Source organism: Butyrivibrio sp. AE2015 (genome assembly GCF_000420825.1).
GTDB lineage: Bacteria > Bacillota > Clostridia > Lachnospirales > Lachnospiraceae > Butyrivibrio.
The window spans coordinates 145435-167394 of the sequence record NZ_ATVR01000002.1; the positions used below are offsets into that span (position 1 = coordinate 145435).

General features: G+C 41.4%; 18 protein-coding genes. 1 reads left to right on the top strand and 17 read right to left on the bottom strand.

What is annotated here, in order from left to right; translation table 11 throughout:
• Positions 1 to 70: 70 nt before the first annotated feature.
• The 4 genes from G585_RS0101710 to G585_RS0101725 form a co-directional block, all read right to left on the bottom strand.
• Positions 71 to 1849, bottom strand: a complete 1779-nt coding sequence (locus tag G585_RS0101710) for a sugar ABC transporter substrate-binding protein (protein WP_022772537.1) — start codon at positions 1847 to 1849, stop codon at positions 71 to 73.
• Positions 1850 to 1927: 78 nt separating this feature from the next.
• The gene (locus G585_RS0101715; RefSeq protein ID WP_022772539.1) at positions 1928 to 2854 is read right to left on the bottom strand and encodes a carbohydrate ABC transporter permease; all 927 of its coding nucleotides are present in this window, start codon (positions 2852 to 2854) and stop codon (positions 1928 to 1930) included.
• Positions 2855 to 2866: 12 nt separating this feature from the next.
• Positions 2867 to 3775, bottom strand: coding sequence for an ABC transporter permease subunit (locus G585_RS0101720; protein ID WP_022772540.1), 909 nt, complete (start codon positions 3773 to 3775; stop codon positions 2867 to 2869).
• 48 nt (positions 3776 to 3823) lie between these two features.
• The gene (locus G585_RS0101725; protein WP_022772543.1) at positions 3824 to 4873 is read right to left on the bottom strand and encodes a LacI family DNA-binding transcriptional regulator; all 1050 of its coding nucleotides are present in this window, start codon (positions 4871 to 4873) and stop codon (positions 3824 to 3826) included.
• A gap of 238 nt (positions 4874 to 5111) precedes the next feature.
• Between G585_RS0101725 and G585_RS0101730 the strand changes: the two genes are divergently transcribed.
• Positions 5112 to 7118 (top strand): right-handed parallel beta-helix repeat-containing protein, encoded by a 2007-nt coding sequence (locus G585_RS0101730; protein WP_022772544.1) that lies wholly within the window; start codon positions 5112 to 5114, stop codon positions 7116 to 7118.
• A gap of 184 nt (positions 7119 to 7302) precedes the next feature.
• Here the strand turns inward: G585_RS0101730 and pflB are convergent, their stop codons facing one another.
• The 13 genes from pflB to uvrC form a co-directional block, all read right to left on the bottom strand.
• A complete protein-coding gene (gene pflB / locus G585_RS0101735) occupies positions 7303 to 9567 on the bottom strand; it encodes a formate C-acetyltransferase (RefSeq protein ID WP_022772545.1) in 2265 nt (754 codons plus the stop codon).
• Positions 9568 to 9763: 196 nt separating this feature from the next.
• Positions 9764 to 10495, bottom strand: coding sequence for a pyruvate formate-lyase-activating protein (gene pflA, locus G585_RS0101740; protein ID WP_022772546.1), 732 nt, complete (start codon positions 10493 to 10495; stop codon positions 9764 to 9766).
• Between the two features lie 60 nt (positions 10496 to 10555).
• Positions 10556 to 11329, bottom strand: a complete 774-nt coding sequence (locus G585_RS0101745; protein ID WP_022772547.1) for a Crp/Fnr family transcriptional regulator — start codon at positions 11327 to 11329, stop codon at positions 10556 to 10558.
• A gap of 27 nt (positions 11330 to 11356) precedes the next feature.
• The gene (locus G585_RS0101750) at positions 11357 to 11917 is read right to left on the bottom strand and encodes an NUDIX hydrolase (protein ID WP_022772548.1); all 561 of its coding nucleotides are present in this window, start codon (positions 11915 to 11917) and stop codon (positions 11357 to 11359) included.
• Positions 11918 to 11943: 26 nt separating this feature from the next.
• On the bottom strand, positions 11944 to 13737 hold the full coding sequence (locus tag G585_RS0101755) for a Na/Pi cotransporter family protein (protein ID WP_022772549.1): 1794 nt from the start codon (positions 13735 to 13737) through the stop codon (positions 11944 to 11946).
• Positions 13738 to 13843: 106 nt separating this feature from the next.
• Entirely contained in the window at positions 13844 to 14764 is a 921-nt protein-coding gene (locus tag G585_RS0101760; protein WP_022772550.1) for a GNAT family N-acetyltransferase, read from the bottom strand.
• A gap of 262 nt (positions 14765 to 15026) precedes the next feature.
• Complete coding sequence (locus G585_RS0101765) at positions 15027 to 15284, bottom strand: HPr family phosphocarrier protein (protein ID WP_022772551.1); 258 nt, start codon at positions 15282 to 15284, stop codon at positions 15027 to 15029.
• Positions 15285 to 15296: 12 nt separating this feature from the next.
• Positions 15297 to 16220 carry a DNA-binding protein WhiA gene (whiA, locus tag G585_RS0101770; protein ID WP_022772552.1) on the bottom strand — a complete coding sequence of 308 codons (924 nt, stop codon included), beginning with the start codon at positions 16218 to 16220 and terminating at the stop codon, positions 15297 to 15299.
• Positions 16221 to 16222: 2 nt separating this feature from the next.
• Entirely contained in the window at positions 16223 to 17098 is an 876-nt protein-coding gene (gene rapZ, locus G585_RS0101775) for an RNase adapter RapZ (protein ID WP_022772553.1), read from the bottom strand.
• A gap of 30 nt (positions 17099 to 17128) precedes the next feature.
• Positions 17129 to 18040 carry a UDP-N-acetylmuramate dehydrogenase gene (gene murB / locus G585_RS0101780; RefSeq protein WP_022772554.1) on the bottom strand — a complete coding sequence of 304 codons (912 nt, stop codon included), beginning with the start codon at positions 18038 to 18040 and terminating at the stop codon, positions 17129 to 17131.
• 19 nt (positions 18041 to 18059) lie between these two features.
• Positions 18060 to 18995: an ROK family glucokinase gene (locus G585_RS0101785; RefSeq protein ID WP_022772555.1), complete on the bottom strand. Its 936-nt coding sequence runs from the start codon at positions 18993 to 18995 to the stop codon at positions 18060 to 18062.
• A gap of 29 nt (positions 18996 to 19024) precedes the next feature.
• Positions 19025 to 19972: an HPr(Ser) kinase/phosphatase gene (gene hprK / locus G585_RS0101790; protein WP_022772556.1), complete on the bottom strand. Its 948-nt coding sequence runs from the start codon at positions 19970 to 19972 to the stop codon at positions 19025 to 19027.
• A gap of 75 nt (positions 19973 to 20047) precedes the next feature.
• Positions 20048 to 21940 carry an excinuclease ABC subunit UvrC gene (gene uvrC / locus G585_RS0101795; protein WP_022772557.1) on the bottom strand — a complete coding sequence of 631 codons (1893 nt, stop codon included), beginning with the start codon at positions 21938 to 21940 and terminating at the stop codon, positions 20048 to 20050.
• Positions 21941 to 21960: the final 20 nt, after the last annotated feature.

Below are 21960 nucleotides of genomic sequence, written 5' to 3' on the forward strand. Positions count from 1 at the left end.
CAAGCTAAAAAAAACACTCTATGCTTATATTTTAGCATAGAGTGTTTCTGTATTTTTTGCAATGTTGTTATTACTGTGCTGCTTTTCTTGCCTCAAGCATTGGACCATACTTCTCTGTATCAAATGCTGTAAGGTCTGCCCATCCAAGGCCTTCGAGCTGTGAAGTCATGTCATCCCACTGCTTCTCGAAATCTGCATCATCTGCTGCAAATACCATTCTCCAGGAAGCATCCTTGATGATATCGCCGCACTGCTTACGGATAAGGCTGATATCTGTTGTATCGATTGCAAGTGCAATGTTGATACTTGGAACTACTGTCATCATGTTGTTCTTTAAGAGATATTCAACGTCATCAGCTGCGCCAAACTTCTCTGACCACTCTTTTGTAGTCTTTGTCTCGTTCATCTTGATTGTTGATGACCACATATCTGTTCCATAAGGCTCGTTTGTATCTGGATTAACATCGCAGCTTGCTACGATCCACTGGTTGATCTGGTTGTTACCATCGTTCCAGTTTCCGCCGCCCTGATCTTCAGGAACTGCAACTTCTGCTGAGAATCTGTTAAGTCCGTCTTCTGTAAGAACATACTTGCCATTTTCTACTGTGTAGATAAGGCCTTCTGTACCGCCATGCTGGATCTGTACACCTTCTGGTGAAGCATACCAGTCAAGGAACTCCATAAGTCTTGCAAAGTTCTCATCACTAACCTGTGAACCAACACCGATAACTCTTCCGTCACCATAATATGTATCTGATGCCTGGTAGAGGTTTGTATCTGCTACAGGAATCTCGATATAGTTAACACCTTCTTCACCCTTTGAAGGAGTGTTCCAGAAACCATACTGCCAGCTATACCAGTAGAGGTATACTCTCTTGTCCTGCATCTTTGAAACCATCATGTTCCAGTCCTGAGTAGCTGAGTCAGGATCTACAAGGCCCATCTTGTTAGCCTGATAGAAGAATTTGAGCATCTTGTAATATGCACCGGCCTTGTCTGTAAGGGGAACGATTGAATTATCTGTACCGATAAGAACTGATCCGTTTACTTCCTGTCCATACCACTTTGTAAGCTGAGCTACACACTCCATATACTGGCTATCCCAGTCTTTCCAAAGACTGATAGCATATGCAGGGTCACCTTTATCGTTCTGTGGATGAGCCTTCTGGATATCTGCAAGACAGTTAAGAAGGTCATCTGTGTTCTTGAGCTCAGGAGCACCAACTTCATTATACATATCCCATCCCATACGAGGATATGTGTAAACGTGAAGCTGCTTATAAGCTGTAGGTCCGTTTGTGTTCATCTCAAGTGGAATAGCGTAGATCTTGCTGCCATCACCAAGCATTGCGTTAAATGCCTTGATCTGTTCCATATACTTGGAAAGGTTAGGATACTGAGCAATAACATCTGTAAGATCATGAACAAGTCCTGACTCTACGCACTCCTGCATATCAGCGTTATCAAGAATGATCAGATCTCCAAGAGCACCTGCTGCGCAGCGTGTCTGATAAAGAGCTGCTCCATCGCCTGATACCTGTGGTGCAATAATGTTAAGGTTCATGTTGAATTTGTCTTTTACAATCTTGCCATACCAGCCTGACTGTACACCCTGGAAGTTAGCTGCAACATCGTAGAAATCTACAGTGTACTCAGAGTCATGTGAAACTTCACTTGCTGTGGCAGTATCCCCACCTGCTGTCTCAGTAGTTGTTGCTGTTTCAGTTTTTGTTTCTGTCTGGTTACTGGTTGTTCCTGTGCTTTCTGCTGCTCCGCTTCCGCATCCTGCCAGCATTGATGCTGCCATAACTGTGGAAAGAGCAAGAGAAGCAAATTTCTTAAACTTCATTTTCATTCCTCCTTTTTTAACCTCTTTTACCATTTATATCAACCCAGATGGGCTGTATTCATTACGTTTTGGGTGGCGTTAGCCTTTGACTGCTCCAATCATAATACCTTTTACGAAGTACTTCTGGAAGATTGGGTATACGAGCATGATCGGGAGCACGACGATCACTGTGATGGTCATTCGTACACTGGTTGTGGTCTGCGTTGTGGCTGCTGCAGCTGCAAGGGATGACGTGCTCGTGTTGCTCTGGGCAAGTGATGCAAGTGAGCTTGCCTGATTCAGATACTGATAGAGTACAAACTGCAGTGGATAAAGCTTTGTATCTGTCATAAGAAGAAGTGTATCCTGGAAGGCATTCCACTGGCTTACTGCTGAAAAGATTGCTACAGTTGCCATAATAGGCTTGATTACAGGAATTATTATCTTAAAGAACACTGTCAAAACTCCTGCGCCGTCCATCTCGGCTGCTTCCTGCAGCTCTTTTGGCACTGACTCAACAAAGGTCTTTGTCAGGATCAGATTAAAGGGTGATACGATAGCTGGAAGTATGTATCCCCAGAAGTTATTGGTGAGGTGCATGGTCTTCATTACGAGGAACCATGGAATAATTCCGGCATTGAAATACATTGTTGCCACAATGAGTCTGTACCAGAACTTCCTTAGCCACATCTTTTCCTGAGTGAACATGAATCCAAGAAATGCTGAAGCAAATACTGTAAGTGCAGTACCAAGAACCGTTCTCATAAGAGATATCTGAAAGGCCCTTAAAAGTCCGTCAATTCTGAAGGCTGACAGATAGTTCTTAAAATGAATTCCCTGTGGCCAGAAAAGAATATCTCCTTTGGCGCTCAGATCATTGGCACTTATTGTGTTGATAACTATGTAATAGAACGGATAAAGACACAGGAAAGCTGCTATAGAGAAAACAATGTAGCAGACAATTTCAACTGTTCTGTCTCCGGCGCTTACTTTTATTGTTGAACCTTTTTCTTTTGACTGTCCCATCTTAAACCTCCATCAAAGTATGCTCTCGCCACGGATTCTCTTTGATGCTCCGTTAACAATGACCAAAAGCACTACGCTTACCAAGCTCTTAAGCATGCTGATCGCAACTGAAACTGAATAACCGCCGCTGCCCATAGCCATGTTGTAAACGTAAAGATCAAGAACCTGGATATATTCTTTGTTGAAAGCGTTTTGGAACACGTAATACTGCTCCATTCCGTTGTTGAGGAAATTAGCTACGTTAAGTACCAGAAGAACAAAATATGTAGGCAAAAGACTTGGAATTGTAATGTGCCATATTATCTGCATTCTGGTTGCTCCATCTACTCTCGCCGCCTGGATCATCTCATCATCAATGCTAGAAATTGCAGCGATATACATGATTGCTGCCCAGCCAAGGTTTTTCCATGTGAGCCACAACCACTGTGTAAACCAAACATGGCTTGATGACTGTAAAAAGAGAATTGGCTGTTCAATGAGTCCTGATTTTAACAAAAGAGAATTGAGCATTCCTGTGCTGTTAAACAGTGAAAATGCTATGGAATAAACCATTACCCAGCTCACGAAGTTTGGTAGTGTTGTAACTGTCTGTACAAACTTTCTGAATTTCACTCCTCTGATCTCATTGAGGAAAACCGCAAAGATCATCGGAAGCCAGCTGGTTCCAAGTGTTAAGCCACTCATGGCAAAGGTGTTTTTCAGCACCTGAACAATCTGTTGAATTTTAGTCTCACTGCTTACGAGTGATGCAAACCATTTGAATCCTACAAAAGGACAGTTTGCCAAAGTTTTTGGTGGTTTATAATCATAGAATGCATACATCCAGCCATATAGCGGATAGTAGCTAAAGAGTAGAACTAAAATAATAAACGGTAGTACTAATAGAAATAGTTTCAGAGAATAGATCTTCTTTTTTGACACCCCTAATACCTCCCGATGGTTTAACGTTAAACCTTATAGCAAAAAAAATTACTTTTCAGAAACTGATCTTCTTTTTATCATCTTGCACGGATACTTATAAACTTTAGGTTCATCCCCAATTTGCGAATCCCCATTCGCACCTTCAAGCTTATCAAGTAACAATTCCGCTGATTTTGCTCCTATTTCTCTAAGCGGTAATTCAGTTGTAGTGAGCTTTGGTCTGAAGAACTCGGCAATGCTCTCATTATCAAATCCCGCTACCGAAATATCTTTTCCCACGATCAGCTCTTTTTCCTCAAGATAGTCATATACGCCGCCGGTCATCCTATCTGAAATTCCAAATATTGCTGTTACATTCTGTTCAAGTAATGCCTTGGCGCCTTCATGCCCGGCTTTCCTTGACCAATCGCCATAGTAAACAAGCTTTGGATCAAACAAGAGACCGTTTTCATACATTGCTTTTTGATAGCCCATTAGTCGCTTTGCTGTATGGATATTGTCCATTCGACCTCCTATGAAACCTATTCGTTCATGCCCCATCTTTATAAGGTAGGACACCATTTCATAGGCGCTCTTTTCATCATCGATCACCACTGACGGTATGTGGGGCGATTCGGAATAGGCGTAGCACATGACTATAGGAAGATTGAATCCTGCGTTAAATGTTTTTATGATCCTGGCATGTCCTGCAAGATAGATAACTCCGTCTATCTGGGCGGAAAGAATATCTTTTATCACAGGATCAAGGACTGAGTGATACTCATCCTCCTGGCCGTACCAGGTATCGGACCATCTGTCGTAGAGTCTGAGGTTATGGACAACGACCCTGTAGCCCTTTTTTTCGCAGGTCTCCATGATGCTCTCAATCATTGGCGGTGATGTGAACTGCGCAATATCCTCCGCTATTACGGCTATTGTTCTGGTCTTTTTTACCCTAAGCCCCTGAGCAATGGTATTGGGCTTATAACCAGTTTCTTTTATAACCTGCATTATTCTCTTTTTAGTTTCTTCACTGGTCTTTGCCTTGCCATTAATAACGTTGGAAACTGTTGTGGCAGACACGTTGCATCTTTCTGCAACCTCCTTGAGTGTCACCATATTACTTCCCCATGTGTGATTTGTAGTAAATCGTTAAACATACGTATATTATTACGCTTACGCCACTTTGCTGTCAATACTTTTTGTGCAATAACACCAATTTGTTTGATAATTAGGCTCCTTTTTGTGCAATTGTCATTGACTTTTGGCGTTTTCAATCATAGTATAGATACATATTTGATGTTAATCGTTAAACAAAATTAAACTTTATTGTCTACTTTGTATGAAAGGAGTTTTTATGATCTACTATGTTGACGCCAATGCGTTTCGCGATGGTGACGGAAGCATAAACCGCCCTTTTAAGTGCATTGGTGCGGCTGCAAATATAGCGCAGCCTGGGGATGAAGTCGTTGTTAGGCCCGGTATCTACAGAGAATATGTTGCTCCAAGGAATGCAGGAACATGTGAAGCTCCTATAGTTTACCGTTCTGAAACTCCTCTTGCTGCTGTTATTACAGGTGCAGAAGAAGCAAAAAACTGGAAAAAGGTTAAGGGAAACCTTTGGAAAACCTCTGTTAAAAATAGTATTTTTGGAGATTACAATCCTTACACTACAAGAGTTTACGGAGACTGGTACTTTGCCCCTATCGTAAGGCATACCGGAGCTGTTTTTATCAATAACAGCATGATGTTTGAAACCACATCTCTCGCAGAATGTCAGAAGGGAAAGCCGGATCCTTTAGCGTGGGATCAGGAAGCTGCTAAATATCTGTGGTATACAGAGCAGGATGGCGATGAGACAGTTCTCTATGGTAACTTCCAGGGCCTTGACCCCAATAAAGAGAATGTAGAATTTTTAGTAAGACGAAACTGCTTTATGCCTGAAGAGAATGGCATAAATTACATAACTGTAAGTGGCTTTACTATCTGTAAAGCAGCTACAACCTGGGCTCCACCTGCTGCTTACCAGGATGGCTTGATCGGCCCTCACTGGAGCAAAGGCTGGATCATTGAAGATTGCGAGATTTACGGAAGTAAATGCTGTGGAATCTCTCTCGGAAAGTATCTTGATCCGGAAAATGATATGTATTTCACCAAGAGACACGTTAAGAGCCCTACACAGATGGAAAGAGATGCTGTTTGTCGTGGCCAGTACCATGGTTGGTTAAAAGAAAACATCGGCCATCATCTTATCCGTCGCTGCCACGTTCACCACTGCGAGCAGACAGGTATTGTAGGTAGAATGGGAGCTGTATTCTCAACTATTGAGGACTGTGAGATTCACGATGTATGTACTTCACAGCAGCTTGGCGGAGCTGAAACAGCAGGAATCAAGCTTCATGCTGCTATCGATGTAACAATCAGAAGAAACCACATCCATCACAGCATTATGGGAGTATGGCTTGACTGGCAGGCACAGGGTGCAAGAGTCAGCCAGAATCTCATGCACGATAACACCAGACCTGATGGCGTAAAACAGGGTCCCGGTGCAATGTTTAACACTGATGTATTTATAGAGGTTGGACACGGTCCTACACTTATAGATAACAATATTCTGCTCTCACCTGTTGCTATCACTATTCCAAGTGAAGGAATCGCAGTTCTGCACAACCTTATCCTTGGCGGTTTCAGCCTGATCAATTCAGGAGTAGACAGTATCATCAATGGCCAGCGTGAACCAAGATATACTCCTTACCATATTCGTCACCGCACCGAGGTTGCCGGCTTTATGACAATTCTTCATGGTGATGACAGGATCTACAATAACATCTTTGTTCAGCAGCACAAGATTGATGACAAAAAGAAAACTGCTGCAGATGCAGATTACAAGGCAGTTGGCACTGCTCCATTTGATATCTTCCCAACTTATGAGGAATGGGCAGACCAGTTTGATCTTGAAAAAGACCCTGATATGGGCCATCTTGCTGAAGCTCACTTTGGTCACCTCCCTGTATGGGTTGATGGTAATGCTTACTTCAATGGAGCAACTGTTTATAAGAAAGAGAAGAATAAGCTTGTAGATAAAAAGACTAAAGTCGCTGTAGAGTTAAAAGAAAAAAATGGTGATTATTACCTTAAGACTAATTACGACAAAGTGCTCAAAGATTTTGCATGCGGAGTATTAAGCACAGAGTGCCTTGGCGTTGCCTTTGAACCAGAGCAGAAGTTTGAGAACCCTGACGGTACACCAATCACCTTCAATAGTGACATTTTAGGTAACCACCGCTCATCGGAGACCATTCCAGGACCACTTAGCAGTACTTCGTCCAAAGAAGTACTCATATGGAAACACTTAGTTTTATAATAAGAATCTAAGAATCGAGTAGGCTGACTCCTACTCGATTTCGCACACGAACATTCCGCACTTAGTGCTCCATGTTCTTACGACCGGCAAATGAATTTGTATGCAAGCATCCATTCGCTTGCCGGTCTTGTGCAACAAAAAAGCATCACAGAAAAATCTGTGATGCTTTTTGTTTTGGTTTAAATTAAAGAGCTGTGTGGCATGTACGTGCGATAACGTCGAGCTGCTGCTCCTTAGTAAGGTTGATGAACTTAACAGCATATCCTGATACACGGATAGTGAAGTTAGCATACTCAGGCTTCTCAGGATGCTCCATAGCATCAATGAGCTTCTCCTTACCAAATACGTTAACGTTGAGGTGGTGTGCACCCTGGTTGAAGTAACCATCAAGTACGTTAACAAGCTTATTTGATCTCTCTTCGTCATCATGACCAAGAGCGTTAGGGTTCATTGTCTGTGTGTTTGAAATTCCATCAAGAGCGTACTCATAAGGAATCTTAGCAACAGAGTTAAGTGATGAAAGAAGACCGTTCTTCTCTGCACCGTATGATGGTGAAGCACCAGGAGCAAATGAAGCGAATGCTGGTCTTCCATCAGGTGTAGCACCTGTAGCCTTACCATAAACAACGTTTGATGTGATTGTAAGGATAGATGTTGTAGGCTCTGAATCACGGTATGTGTGATGCTTCTCGATCTTCTTCATGAATGTCTTAAGAAGCCATACAGCGATCTCATCAGCTCTCTCATCATCGTTACCGTATCTTGGGAAGTCTCCCTCTACCTTGTAATCAATTACAAGACCTGACTCATCACGAACAGTTGTAACCTTAGCGTACTTAATAGCTGAAAGTGAATCTACAACGTGTGAGAAACCAGCGATACCTGTAGCGAATGTACGTCTTACGTTTGTATCGATAAGAGCCATCTCAGCTGCTTCGTAGTAGTATTTATCATGCATGTACTGGATGAGGTTGAGGATGTTTACATAGAGTCCTGCAAGCCAATCCATCATAATGTCATATTTGTGCATTACTTCGTTGTAATCAAGTACTTCTGAAGTAATAGGAGCCATCTCAGGTCCTACCTGCATGTGCTGACCATCTTTTGTAAGGAACTTCTCATCCTTACCACCGTTGATAGCGTAAAGAAGACACTTAGCAAGGTTTGCTCTAGCTCCGAAGAACTGCATCTCTTTACCAGTCTGTGTAGCAGATACGCAGCAGCAGATGCTGTAGTCATCGCCCCAGATAGGTCTCATAACATCATCGTTCTCGTACTGGATTGAAGATGTTGTAACTGAGATCTTAGCAGCATACTTCTTGAAAGTAGCTGGAAGCTTTGATGTGTAAAGAACAGTAAGGTTAGGCTCTGGTGAAGGTCCCATGTTCTCAAGTGTGTGGAGGAATCTGAAGTCGTTCTTTGTAACCATATGACGACCATCCATACCAAGTCCACCAACCTCAAGTGTTGCCCAAACTGGGTCTCCTGAGAAGAGGTTGTTGTATGAAGGGATACGAGCAAACTTAACCATTCTGAACTTCATTGTCATGTGGTCGATAAGCTCCTGAGCCTGTGACTCTGTAAGAGTTCCCTCTTTAATATCTCTCTCAATATAGATATCAAGGAATGTTGAAACACGTCCAACAGACATAGCAGCACCGTTCTGAGTCTTGATAGCTGCAAGATATCCAAAGTAAAGCCACTGAACAGCTTCTTTTGCATTCTTAGCTGGCTGTGAAATATCGAATCCGTATACAGCAGCCATTTCTTTCATTCCCTTAAGAGCTCTGATCTGCTCTGAGATCTCTTCTCTCTGACGAATGATGTGATCAAGCATTGTGCCGTCACCGCAGTTGTTGTAATCTTCCTGCTTTTTCTTGATGAGGTAATCAATACCGTAAAGAGCTACTCTTCTGTAGTCGCCTACGATACGTCCACGGCCGTATGTATCTGGAAGACCAGTTACGATGTGGCTGTGTCTAGCTGCTCTCATCTCAGGTGTGTAAGCATCAAATACTGCCTGGTTGTGTGTCTTATGGTACTCTGTGAAGATCTTGTGGAACTTCTCATTTACCTTGTAACCATATGTCTCAGCAGCTTCTTCTGCCATCTTGATTCCACCGTAAGGCATGAATGCTCTCTTAAGTGGCTTGTCTGTCTGAAGACCAACGATCTGCTCAAGGTCCTTCATAGACTCATCGATGTATCCAGGGCCATAAGCTGTAAGGCTTGATACAACTTCTGTCTCGCACTCGAGAACGCCGCCCTTTTCACGCTCCTGTTTCTGAAGCTCCTGAAGCTTGCCCCAGAGCTTATCTGTAGCTTCTGTTGGGCCTGCAAGGAAGCTTTCATCTCCATCATATGGTGTGTAGTTGTTCTGGATGAAGTCTCTAACATTTACATCATCCAGCCAGTGGGTTCCTTTAAAACCTCTCCATGCTTCGTTCATAATGTACTCCTCTCAAAAAGCAATAACATTGTTTGTTAATTATTTATCTAGTCATTTCCGAAGCATATATTAACACCTAGTCACAGAGCGAACATTGATTACAATCAAGTTTTAATTTATTTTTTATTTTTCACATTTCGTTCACAATTATTCAAAGCCAACATATTCAACAGCTAGCGAAAAAAGCTGTGAAAAATCACAGCTTTCCGTTAAGTATTGCTCTTGCGTTATCTACTCTTTCCTGTGAAGGAGATTCAACTCCCTCAAGCTGGTATGGAATACCTAGCTCTTTAAATTTCATCTGTCCCATGGAATGATATGGGAGAACTTCTACTCTCTGTATATTAGAAAATCTCTCAATAAACTTTCTTGTTTCTCTTAAGTAGTTGTCGTCATCTGTAATTCCAGGTACAAGTACGTGGCGGATCCAGATTGGCTTTTTGATCTCATCAAGATATTCAAAGCACTCTTTGATATTGTCATTAGGTAGACCTGTGAGTTTGATGTGCTCTTCCCTGTCAATATGCTTGATATCTACAAGGAGCAGGTCTGTATACTCCATAAGTTCTTTAAACTTTGAAAAGAAAGGCTCCTCTTTTGTAAATGGCTGTACAGCTGTGTCGATACAGGTATTGATTCCGCGCTCTTTCGCCTTTTTGAACAGTTCCAAAAGAAAGTCTATCTGAAGAAGTGGCTCTCCTCCACTGACTGTTATTCCGCCGTCTTCGCCCCAATAGCTTCTATATCTTTCTGCAAAATCAAGAACTTCATCTGCAGTCCTGAGATCGTCTGATTCAGGATTCCAGGTATCTACGTTGTGACAGTATTTACATCTGAGATTGCACCCTTTTAAAAATACTATAAATCTTATTCCAGGTCCGTCTACTGAACCAAAAGTTTCTATTGAATGAATTCTTCCCTTTACCATAATACTCCTTACTAAATAACACAATGTTGCAGACAAATATAGATTTATCTGCAACAATAATTACTGCGAAATATATATTTCTCTCAACGTATCTCTGTCAAGCACCTTGATCCTTGCGTGTCCCAGCCTTTCGATCAGTCTCATTTTTTCCATTTCCCTGAGTTTCCTGCTGACCGTTTCTGTTCTAAGGTTAACACTTGCAGCAATATCGTCGAGCTTTAATACTATATCATCTGATGGGCTTCTGTCTACTCTGTACATCAAAAATCCTGCAAGCCTTGCCATTGGGTCTTTTGTGGACAAAAGCATATTTCGTTCATTGGCATCATGCAGCTTCTTACTGAGAAGAATGATGATATTCATGGCTGCTGTCGGATTGTCTACAACTTTTATGAAATCGTCTCTGTGAATAAGACAGATAGAAGCATTTGTAAGACACACGGCAGAGTAGGGATAAATACTTCCATCCAGAAACATGCCTTCCCAAATGATATCGTGGTCTGCCAGAATTGTTATGATCTGTTCCCTTCCAAGGGAATCATATCTGCAAAGTTTAACTCTTCCTTTTCGTATTATGCAAATAGAGTCAACTGCTTCACCTTCTCTAAAAAGATAACTGTTCTTTTTAAGAGTCTCATGAATTGAGTGCTCCATAAGGCTTACCTGAGCATTCACAGGAAGTCCCTCAATAAGAGGAACGCTCTCAGTGCAGAATCCACCGCACTCTTCGCAGATATTTAGACCAATGATGCCTCGCTTTAGCTCTTCACCATGGTCTTCTTTCTGATATATGCCTCTTTGTTTATTGTCTTTGTTATCTATATTACTTTTCATATTCTATAACCTGACTATACGCAGCCATTACTTTTTTATCCACATATAGCAATATGCCTGTGTTCTGACCGCAAAAGCCTCTGTTTCAAGAAGTTTTTTCACTTCCTCTTTGGTATACCATCCTGGAACTATCTCTTCTTGGGTAGATGTACTCTTTGAAAAAGTTCCATCAGCCACTCCTACGCAGCATGCATTTCTTTCATTGGAAAAGCCTATTGCACTGTAGCACTTTCCCCACCACTCATCTATGCGCACGATATCGAGGCCGGTTTCCTCTTTAAGTTCTCTTCTTGCAGCCTGTTCCCTGGTCTCGCCTTCATCAATGAGCCCAGCCGGGAAATTGTAAACCCACTCGCCGGGAGCCATTCTGAATTCCTTGTTGATAAGAATCTTTTCTCCGGTCACATCGTGCATGATTATGGCAACCGCATCTTCTTTCGGATTACTTAAATCTTTCCTGCTTTTAAGCTCAGGGTTTCTGCTGATCATCTCATATACTTTTTCCTGATCATCCACCGTTCTATAGTGAATATCGTACCTTGTGATAAACTTGCCCTGCTCTTTTTTCTCTAAAAACTCAAATTCCATAGTTGATTCTTTTCCCTGATAAAAGATTAGTATTTAACAGCCGGCAGTCTGTACTTTCTCTCATAGAAATCAACAGCCTGCTCAAATCCGTCATTCTTCTCTGCCTTAAGTGTCTCAAGGTAGCCATGAGCAAAGTAGTTATCCTCATGGGATTCAATTATGCCAACAGCAATGTTGCTGCAGTGATCTGCAATTCTCTCGAAATCTGTACCGATATCACTGAGGTCAAAACCCTGCTCAATTGTACATTTTCCTTTGCGGAGTCTTCTGATATGACGACGCTTAACCTCTTTCTGGATCTCGTCAATTGTCTCCTCAAGTGGCTCTATAGTCTTGGCAAGCTTAGCATCCTGATTGTCAAAAGCAGTAACTGAAGTATCTACGATATCGATTACAGCAGATGAATATATATCCATCTCAGCCTGGGCCTTTGGAGTAAACTTTCTGCCATTTTCCTCCATATTTCCGGCTTTCTGGGCAATATTAAGAGCATGGTCGCTGATACGCTCATAGTCTGTAATACAGTGCAAAAGAAGTGACAAAGTATGGCTGTCTTCCTGTCCAAGGTGATGAGAGTTTATCTTCATAAGATATGTTCCAAGCTCATCCTCGTACTTGTCGACCTGACGCTCAAGGTACTCAACTTCGCCTGCAATCTCAGCGCTATAATCTGTGATAAGTCCAATGGCCTTCTCCAATGACTCTTTTGTCATTACAGCCATAGTAACTGCTGCCTGCCTTGCCTGTTCAAGAGCAAATGGAGGGTTTGACAAAAACAGTGGATCCAGTGTGCGAATTCCCTGCATCTCCTCCTGCTCTTTCTTTTCCTTATCGTCAATAGGAATTGTCTTAAGAGCAAGGTTAACAAGCAAACCGGAAAACGGCAGCATAAGTGGTGTTGCAACAAGGTTGATAAGGGTATGAATTCCGGCGATTCCTGCCATTCCTATCTTTTCATCCATAAACTCAAAGTGGATAACTGCATTTAAGCTGTAGAAAATGATCATGAACAGAACTGCCTTGATTATGTTGAAATAAAGGTGCATAAGAGCAGTTCTTTTACCGTTTTTATTGGCACCAAATGATGAAAGGATGGCTGTGATACATGTACCAACTTCAGCGCCCACAACAACAGGTATAGCAACAGAATGCTTAACCTTAACAGATAAAGACAAAGCCTGAAGCACACCGATAGTACCTGCAGAACTCTGAATGAGCATTGTGAAAAGAATACCCACCAAAAATCCAAGTATAGGATTTGAGAATGTTGTCAAAAGAGCTTTGAATTCATCTACGTCCTTTAATGGAGATACAGCATCTGACATTGAGCTCATTCCAAACATAAGCACCGCAAATCCAAGAAGGATCGTTCCGATATTTCTCTTTTTCTCATTTTTGGAAAACATGTAGAGCCCAATTCCAATTATGGCCAAAAATGGCGTAAATGACTTGGGTTTCAAAAGATTTATAAAGAAGTTATCACTGCTGATCGCGTTCAATGAAAGAAGCCAGGCTGTAAAAGTAGTACCAAGATTGGCACCAAGGATTACGTTAACGGCCTGCTTAAGAGTCATAATTCCTGAATTAACAAGACCTACAACCATTACTGTTGAAGCAGATGACGATTGTACCAGTGCAGTTACTCCTACACCGAAAATATAAGCAATTACAGGATGCTTGGTGACCTTTGCAAGGACACTCTCAAGCTTTCCTCCGGCAGCCTTTGTAAGTCCGCCGCTCATTACATTCATTCCATAAAGGAACATTGCAAGACCACCTACGAGTCCTGCCACAAGTGTAAATAATTCTAGTGAGTCCATTTTACCTCCGATAGATGCCCTCCCTTAAGAGTCCTCTAACTCTTTGCATCTATTTCTCTAAGTTTTCCTTTTGTTACAAGTATATCTTATAGGAAGAACTTAAAAATTACCATAAAAACTTAACCATTCTTACATATTTCCCAAAATGTGCCTCGCTAAGCGGCACATTTTTGTCAGTTCTATACTCTTTGCCGTATATATTCTCTTCAACGTCCACTGTATCTGTTGTCTTAAATCCAAGTTTTTCACAAATATGGATGGATACTGCATTCTCTGCTTTTACAAGAGTCTGAACCTTATCGAAGAAAAGCATATTTTTTCCATATTCAAGTATGGCCGAACATGCTTCAAAGGCATATCCCTGCCTCTGATACTTTTTACCTATCAGAAATCCCAATTCTATCTCGTCAAAACCATTTCTGATGGAGAAGCCTGCTCTTCCTATTACTTTTCCATCTTCCTTCCTGACAACTGTCCATATTCCAAAGCCCATAAGACCATAGACTTTCTCTATATAGTCTTTTTGGTATCTCTTTTCATCCTCAGGATTCTCAAAAAGGCCTTCCATATACCTGGTCATTTCAGGATCTTTATAAAGTTCATAAAACTCGTCAACATCGTTCAAAGTGGTCTCTCTGATAAGAAGTCTCTCTGTCTGAAGCACTTCCCAGGGCTCACCAACATACCGCTGATATGCCTTTACATAGGAATCAACCTCCACCTCGTCTATGTCGGAAAAAACATATTTAAGTCCTTCAAAATCCTGGCCTTTATTAAAGTCCCCCAAGACCCCGACCACAGGTATATCCGCTTCCCGTAGCTCATGCGCAAAGTCTCCTTTGTCTGTAACAATAAGGATGCTCTCTTTTGACGGGATAAATTCGCTCACTGTTACAGCCTCTATGGATTCATATGTTGACTCATATCCACATTCTTTGATATAAGTACATGCTTCTTCCGTAGACTTTAGGACTGCAGGTATTTTTAAGTTGTTTTTGGAAATAATAAAATAGACTTTTTTCAGCACAGTAGCCACCTCTATCAATTATTATACAATATAATACGCCTATATGCTTCACAAACACTGAAGCCATAGGCGTTAACAATTTGTTTACAATTAATTAAAAGAATGGTTACTTCAAATCATCTTTTAGACATATAGACTTGTTAATATAATATTGTCAGATGAGTTAAGACAATACCAAATAAAAACTTTTTCATAATATGCCAGGTAAGGAAGCTTACCTGGCATCCTCCCTTTTATAGGGTTTTTTTAATCTAATTATCTCTTATTTATTCCCATGAAGGAACTTTTCCATATCAGCTACTGCTAATTCTTCATCGCTTCCATCAGCAATAACAGTAACCTGCTCACCAGATGTGAGATTAAGTGTCATCATTCCCATGATGCTCTTTGCGTTTACCTTTTTAGACTGAGCCTCGATATGTACTGTGCTATCATACTTACTAGCAAGCTGAACAAGCTCTGCAACAGGTCTTGCCTCAAGTCCTCTAGGCAATTTGATTTCGATAGATTTTGTTAACATAATTCCCCTCCTTTAGGATCTGATCTTATCCGCAAGTTCGCTTAGTTTCCTAAGCCTGTGATTAACTCCTGATTTACCAACCGGTGGATCAAGATATGTTCCAAGCTCCAATAGTGTTGCATCCGGATGTTCTAGTCTTACCTCAGCCATTTGTCGAAGGCTTTCCTGTAGCTTGTTAAAACCATAATGGTCTTTTATAAAGGTGATATCTTCTATCTGTTTTGTAGCCGCATTAACTGTCTTGGTAATGTTGGCTACCTCACAGTTAACTCTTCTATTAATAGAATTCCTCATTTCTTTAACGATTCTGAGATTCTCAAGATTCATGAGACTTACAGGAGCTTCCATAATATTGAGCAGATCGACAATCCCTGCTCCTTCTTTTACATAAAGTACATAGTACTTTTTACGTCTGACAATCCTGGCCTCTATATCAAAGCTCTCTATCAGACTCTGTAAAAACAATGCCTGAGCCTCTAATGAACAATCAAATTCAAGATGATATCCCTTGTTTGGATCACTTATAGAACCGACGCACAAAAATGAGTCACGCAGAAAAGCTCTCTTACAGCAGGAATTCTTCGTAACCATTGGATTGATGCCTTCTGTCAGGTCCTTGATGTTTCCATCAGAGTCCATTAACTTGATTGCCTTCAAAATATCTTCTATAAGCGCCGTATCCTCTAGCACAGGCTTTAATTCATGCCCATTTTGAGGAATACTATTTCTTATATTAAATGCTTTCCTAATTATTGTAAAGAACTTTCTAGACACCATGGGATTATCGGTTTGTAACGATAGTCTGCATGCTCTGCCGTCTTTAATCTCAATACTGCCATCCATAAATATTATTGCTGCCAGTTCCGCCAATTGGCAGTGCCTTGAGCTCCCTATGTGCTTATCAAGTTCTTCTTTTACTTCAGATGAAAATGACATTTTTACTTTGCCTGCTTAACATCTCTGTGAAATAGTTTTAAACCGTAGTTGCCGCCCGATGCTTTTAATCTTTCATATAATTCATTAGCAATAGTGACGCTTCTGTGCTGTCCGCCGGTACATCCTATTGCCACTACCAGCTGATACTTGCCCTCTTTTACATATCCTGGAATAAGGAAATTCAGCATATCCTCAAGCTTGTCTACAAACTCTCCGCAAGCTGGAAAGCTCTTTACATAATCCTGAACGCCCTTATCATTTCCGGTCTGATGCTTAAGTTCATCAATATAGAATGGATTAGGTAAAAATCTTACGTCAAAAACCAGGTCTGCATCATATGGTATTCCATATTTGAAACCAAAGGACAGGATTGTTACCATCAGTGAATTGTACTCTTCATTCTTAACAAAGATCCTGTCAAGTTCCTCCTTGAGCTCCCTTGTCAAAAGCTGCGAGGAATCCATGATGTAATCCGCTCTTTTTTTTACCTCGGCAAGAACTTTTCTCTCCTTGGCAATTCCATCCTCGATCCTGTCTCCAACTGAATTGACATTCATAGGATGGATTCGTCTGGTTTCCTTGTATCTCTTTATAAGGACCTGATCACTTGCGTCCATAAAAAGAACTTCAACAGGTATTCCACGGTCTTTTAGGGAATCTATGATTCCTGCAACTTCCTCAAACTGCTGACCGGCTCTTGCATCTATACCAAGAACTACTTTACTGATCTCATTCTCCGGCATAGTTATAAGCTCTGCAAATTTCTCAATAAGTGAAACCGGTAGATTATCAACACAGTAAAATCCGGCATCCTCTAACATATGAATAGCAGTAGACTTTCCACCGCCGCTCATTCCTGTAACGATAACAAATCTCATTTTGCCATCCTTTCAAATAAAGAAAATATATCAGAACTTTCCAAGCATGATCACTTCAGGTTCAAGGGTCACACCTGAATTCTCGTAAACTCTTTTTCTCACTTCACATATGAGTTCGTAAACTTCAGCTGATGTAGCATTACCTTTATTTATAACAAAACCGCAGTGCTTCTCGGAAACAGCAGCATTTCCAACAGAGAAGCCTCTAAGTCCCGCATCTTCGATAAGTTTTCCAGCAAAATACCCTTCCGGTCTTTTGAAGGTTGATCCGGCACTTGGAAATTCAAGGGGCTGTTTTTCCCTTCTTTTTGCCGCAAGCTCCTGCATGTTTTTGGTTATTGCCTCTTTATCACCTTTTTCAAGAGAAAGAAGGACTGAAATGACAATATAGCCTCTTCCCTTGATTGCACTGGATCGATATCCAAATTCCATAGAAGCATTGTCCAGCACCATGATCTCTCCTTCAGGCGAAAGAACTGTCACAGATCTTGTAACCAGCTTCATCTCTCCACCATAGGCTCCGGCATTCATTATCATGGCTCCGCCAATTGTTCCCGGGATCCCAGCTGCAAACTCAAAATTTTTAAGTCCATTATCCCTCGCAAAAGCTGCTATCTGAGAATTCATAGCTCCTGCTTCTGCATAAATATCATTATCACCTTCAAGGTGTATATCGTTCATTTTACCAAGTGAAATAACAACTCCGTCAAATCCCTTGTCAGAGACCAGGAGATTACTTCCATTTCCCAGAACAAAAAATTCCGTGCCGAGCTTTTTGATAAGAGCCATCACTTCTACAAGCTGTTCCTTATTATCCGGCCTTATAAACAAGCTTGCAGGCCCACCAGTTCTAAATGTGGTGTGCCTGCTCATTGGTTCATTTTCTAATACATTTGAAGCAGATACTATCTGCTCTATTGCATTTATTATTGCTTCGTTCAAAATAATCCTTCCTGTAACTTTATGGCATCAAAAGTTTCGCTGCACCATATACTCCTGCGTCATTGCCAAGTTTAGCAAGAGCAAACTTAGCACCGCTGCATCCGGAGAATACATATTTCTTGAAGCTTGGCATAAGAAGGTCAAAGAGCATTTCGCCGGCCTTTGATACGCCGCCTCCAAGAACGATAATTTCAGGGTTAACAACTGTTGCTGTAATAGCAATACCTTTTCCAAGATAATATCCGTACTGTTCAGCAATCTTAACTGCAAGGGCATCTCCTTTTTTTGCAGCATCAAAAATGTCTTTACACTCAAAATCGCCGTTTCTGAGAACACTGTCTTCATTAGAAGAAGCAAGCATTCTCTTTGCAAGTCTCATGGCTCCTGTTGCGCTTGCATACTGCTCGAAGCAGCCGTGCTTGCCACATCCGCAGGCATCTTCTTCATCATCTACAAGATGAATGTGACCTATCTCTCCGCCGGAACCAAAGGAACCTGTAAGAATCTTGCCTTCATTTATAATTCCGCCGCCAACTCCTGTTCCAAGAGTAACAAGGAGCATATTCTTATAGCCCTTTCCGCCGCCTTTCCAGGCTTCTCCAAGAGCTGCAACGTTAGCGTCATTTCCGGCTTTTACAGGAAGTTTTAATTTAGAATGAAACTCATTAACTACATTATAGTTCTCCCATCCAAGATTAACTGCCTGATAGCAAAGGCCATCAGCATTAACAGCGCCGGGAACGCCAATTCCTGCTCCGATAACTTCTGTATCTTCTATGTTTCTCTCCTTCATTTTTGCTCTGATGGAGTCTGAAACATCAGCGAGGATCATTTTGCCGTGGTCCTCTGTCCTAGTAGGAATCTCCCAGAAATCAAGCATCTCACCTGTCTCTGTGAGAAGTCCTATTTTCGCAGTTGTGCCCCCTACATCTGCTCCGAATACGTATCTAGCCATAACCAAAACCTCTTTCTATTTTTTATTATTTAGTCATCGTCCTCATCATCATTTCTTCTCTTTGCAAGAGAATTCTGAACTCTGTTGTAAAGCTCCTGTGCTGCATTGTAGCCCATAGCTTTCTGTCTGTGGTTAACTGCAGCTGATTCGCAGATAACCGCAAGGTTTCTACCAGGTCTAATAGGAATCCTGTGGCAAACCACTTTATTGCCAAGGTACTCTGTATACTCCTCTTCAAGACCAAGTCTGTCATATTCTTTATCTTTATCCCAGTCCTCGAGCTTGATAACAAGGTCAATATTCTGGGTCTCTCTTACGCTTGAAACACCGTAAAGAGTCTTAACATCAATAATACCAACACCCCTCATCTCGATAAAATGCTTGGTAATATCAGGTGCTGAGCCGATAAGAGTCTCTTCACTTACTCTGCGAAGCTCAACAACGTCGTCTGATACCAGACGATGTCCTCTTTTGATAAGCTCAATAGCTGTCTCGGACTTACCGATTCCGCTTTCTCCGGTGATCAGAACGCCTACACCAAAGACATCTACCAAAACTCCGTGGATAGAAATACATGGAGCCAGCTTAACATTAAGCCATCTGATGATCTCAGCTGTGAAAGCTGATGTTGATTTTTTAGTCATAAGCACCGGAACTTTCTCTTCCAATGCAATCTTTATGAATAATGGATCAGGTGTCAGTTCTCTACAGAAAACAACTCCGGGAACATCAAATGAAAGGAATTCTCTGTACATCTTTTCCCTTTTCTCTTCAGGAAAAGACTCCATATATGTGTACTCAACGAATCCGATAACCTGTAGTCTTGTTGCTTCAAAATGCTCAAAATATCCTGCAAGCTGAAGCGCAGGTCTGTTGATATCCGGCTGGATTATCTTTATCTTTTTAATATCCAGCTCAGGAGTAAGATTCTCAAGCTTCATCTTTTCAATGATTGATTTTAAACTAACGCTTGCCATTTCACCCTCCATAAAAAAACATAGTTTTATTCCATATTATTAATGGAACTCCCAGGTCAAATAATAACACAGTCATTACTCTTCTTCAATTTGTTTCACACTGTGGAAAAAGTCATAAATCTGCTGCGCAACTGTTTCCGGAATATCAGGAACCTCTGCAAGTTCTGATACATTGGCATTTCTTATATCTTCTATAGAAGAAAAATGTTTCATCAGGGCTTTGCGTCTTGCAGGACCGATTCCCGGAATATCATCAAGAGTACTTTTTACCTGGGATTTACTTCTAAGTGATCTGTGGTACTCTATCGCGAATCTGTGGGCCTCATCCTGAATCCTTGTTATGAGCTTAAAGCCTTCAGACCTGGTGTCTATAGGCAGTTCAACGTTGTTATAGTAAAGACCTCTTGTCCTGTGATTGTCATCCTTTACCATTCCACACACAGGAATAGTAATGCCAAGTTCATCCAGCACCTGGAGACATATATTTACCTGACCTCGTCCTCCATCCATAAGGATAAGATCAGGGAACTTGGTAAAGCTTCCGTACTGCGCATCTATATCTCTTACTTCCAGATCATGTCTCTCCTCGATTCCGTGGAGAAGTCTTCTGGTCAAAACTTCGTGCATGCAGGCATAATCATCAGGTCCCGCCACAGATTTTATCCTGAACTTTCTATAATCGCTCTTTTTTGGCTTTCCTTTTTCGTAAACAACCATGGACCCTACGTTAGCAAAGCCACTTATATTGGAAATATCATAGGCTTCCATTCTGTTAAGCCCCTTTAAACCAAGGAGCTTCTCGATTTCTTTTACGGCGCCTATTGTTCTTCCTTCTTCTCTTTTGATTCTCTCTTTATCCTTGGAAAGAACAAGTTCTGCATTCTGAGTTGCAAGTTCCATGAGCTTTTCTTTCTGTCCACGCTCAGGAACCGTGATATAGACTCTGCTGCCCTTTCTCTGAGTCAGCCATTTCTCTATAACTTCCATATCCTCAATCTGCTCTGGCAAAACAAGCTCTCTGGGGATAAATGGTGTCCCTGCATAAAACTGCTTAACAAAGTTAAGGAGTATCTCTTCCTTGGGATTTTCAGACACATGCGTCATATAGAAATGCTCTCTGCCAATAAGCCTTCCATCTCTTACAAAGAATACCTGAACAACTGCATCTTTATCGTCAGAAGCTATAGCCACAATGTCCTTGTCCTCCATGGAGGAATCAGTCATCTTCTGCTTTTGAGCAACTACCTTTACACTTGCCAAAAGATCTCTGTATTTTGCCGCAGATTCAAAATCCAATTCCTCGGATGCAGCTTCCATTTTTTCCTGAAGGTCTTTCATGATAACGCCGTAATTGCCATTTAAAAAGTCCAGAGCCTTATCAATTCTTTGTCTGTATTCTTCCTTGGAAACCTCACCTGTACAAGGGCCACAGCACTGCTTCATGTGATAGTTAAGGCATGGCCTCTCAAGTCCTATATCCCTTGGTAGTGTGCGGTTGCAGTTTCTGAGTCCGTAGATCTTATTTATAAGGTCTATCGTGTCCTTAACTGCAGCTGCGCTGGTAAATGGTCCAAAGTATCTGGACTTATCTTTTTTCATTAGTCTGGAAAAAAGAACTCTCGGGTAATCTTCCGATACAGTCACTTTGATATATGGATAAGTCTTATCGTCCTTTAAAAGAGTGTTGTATCTGGGAGAATTTTCTTTTATAAGGTTGTTCTCAAGGACAAGGGCTTCAAGCTCAGAGTCTGTAACTATATACTCAAATCTGGCTATCTGCTTTACCATCTGATCGATCTGAGGTCCTCTTCCTATGTTTGCACGAAAATAAGACCTTACACGATTGTGAAGGTTGATCGCTTTTCCTACATACATGATGGTGTCATTTTCATCACGCATGATATAAACTCCGGGCTTGTTGGGGAGTTTTTTTAGTTCTTCTTTTACGTCAAAGCCTGCTTGTGGCATGTCAGCTTAATTTCTCCTGA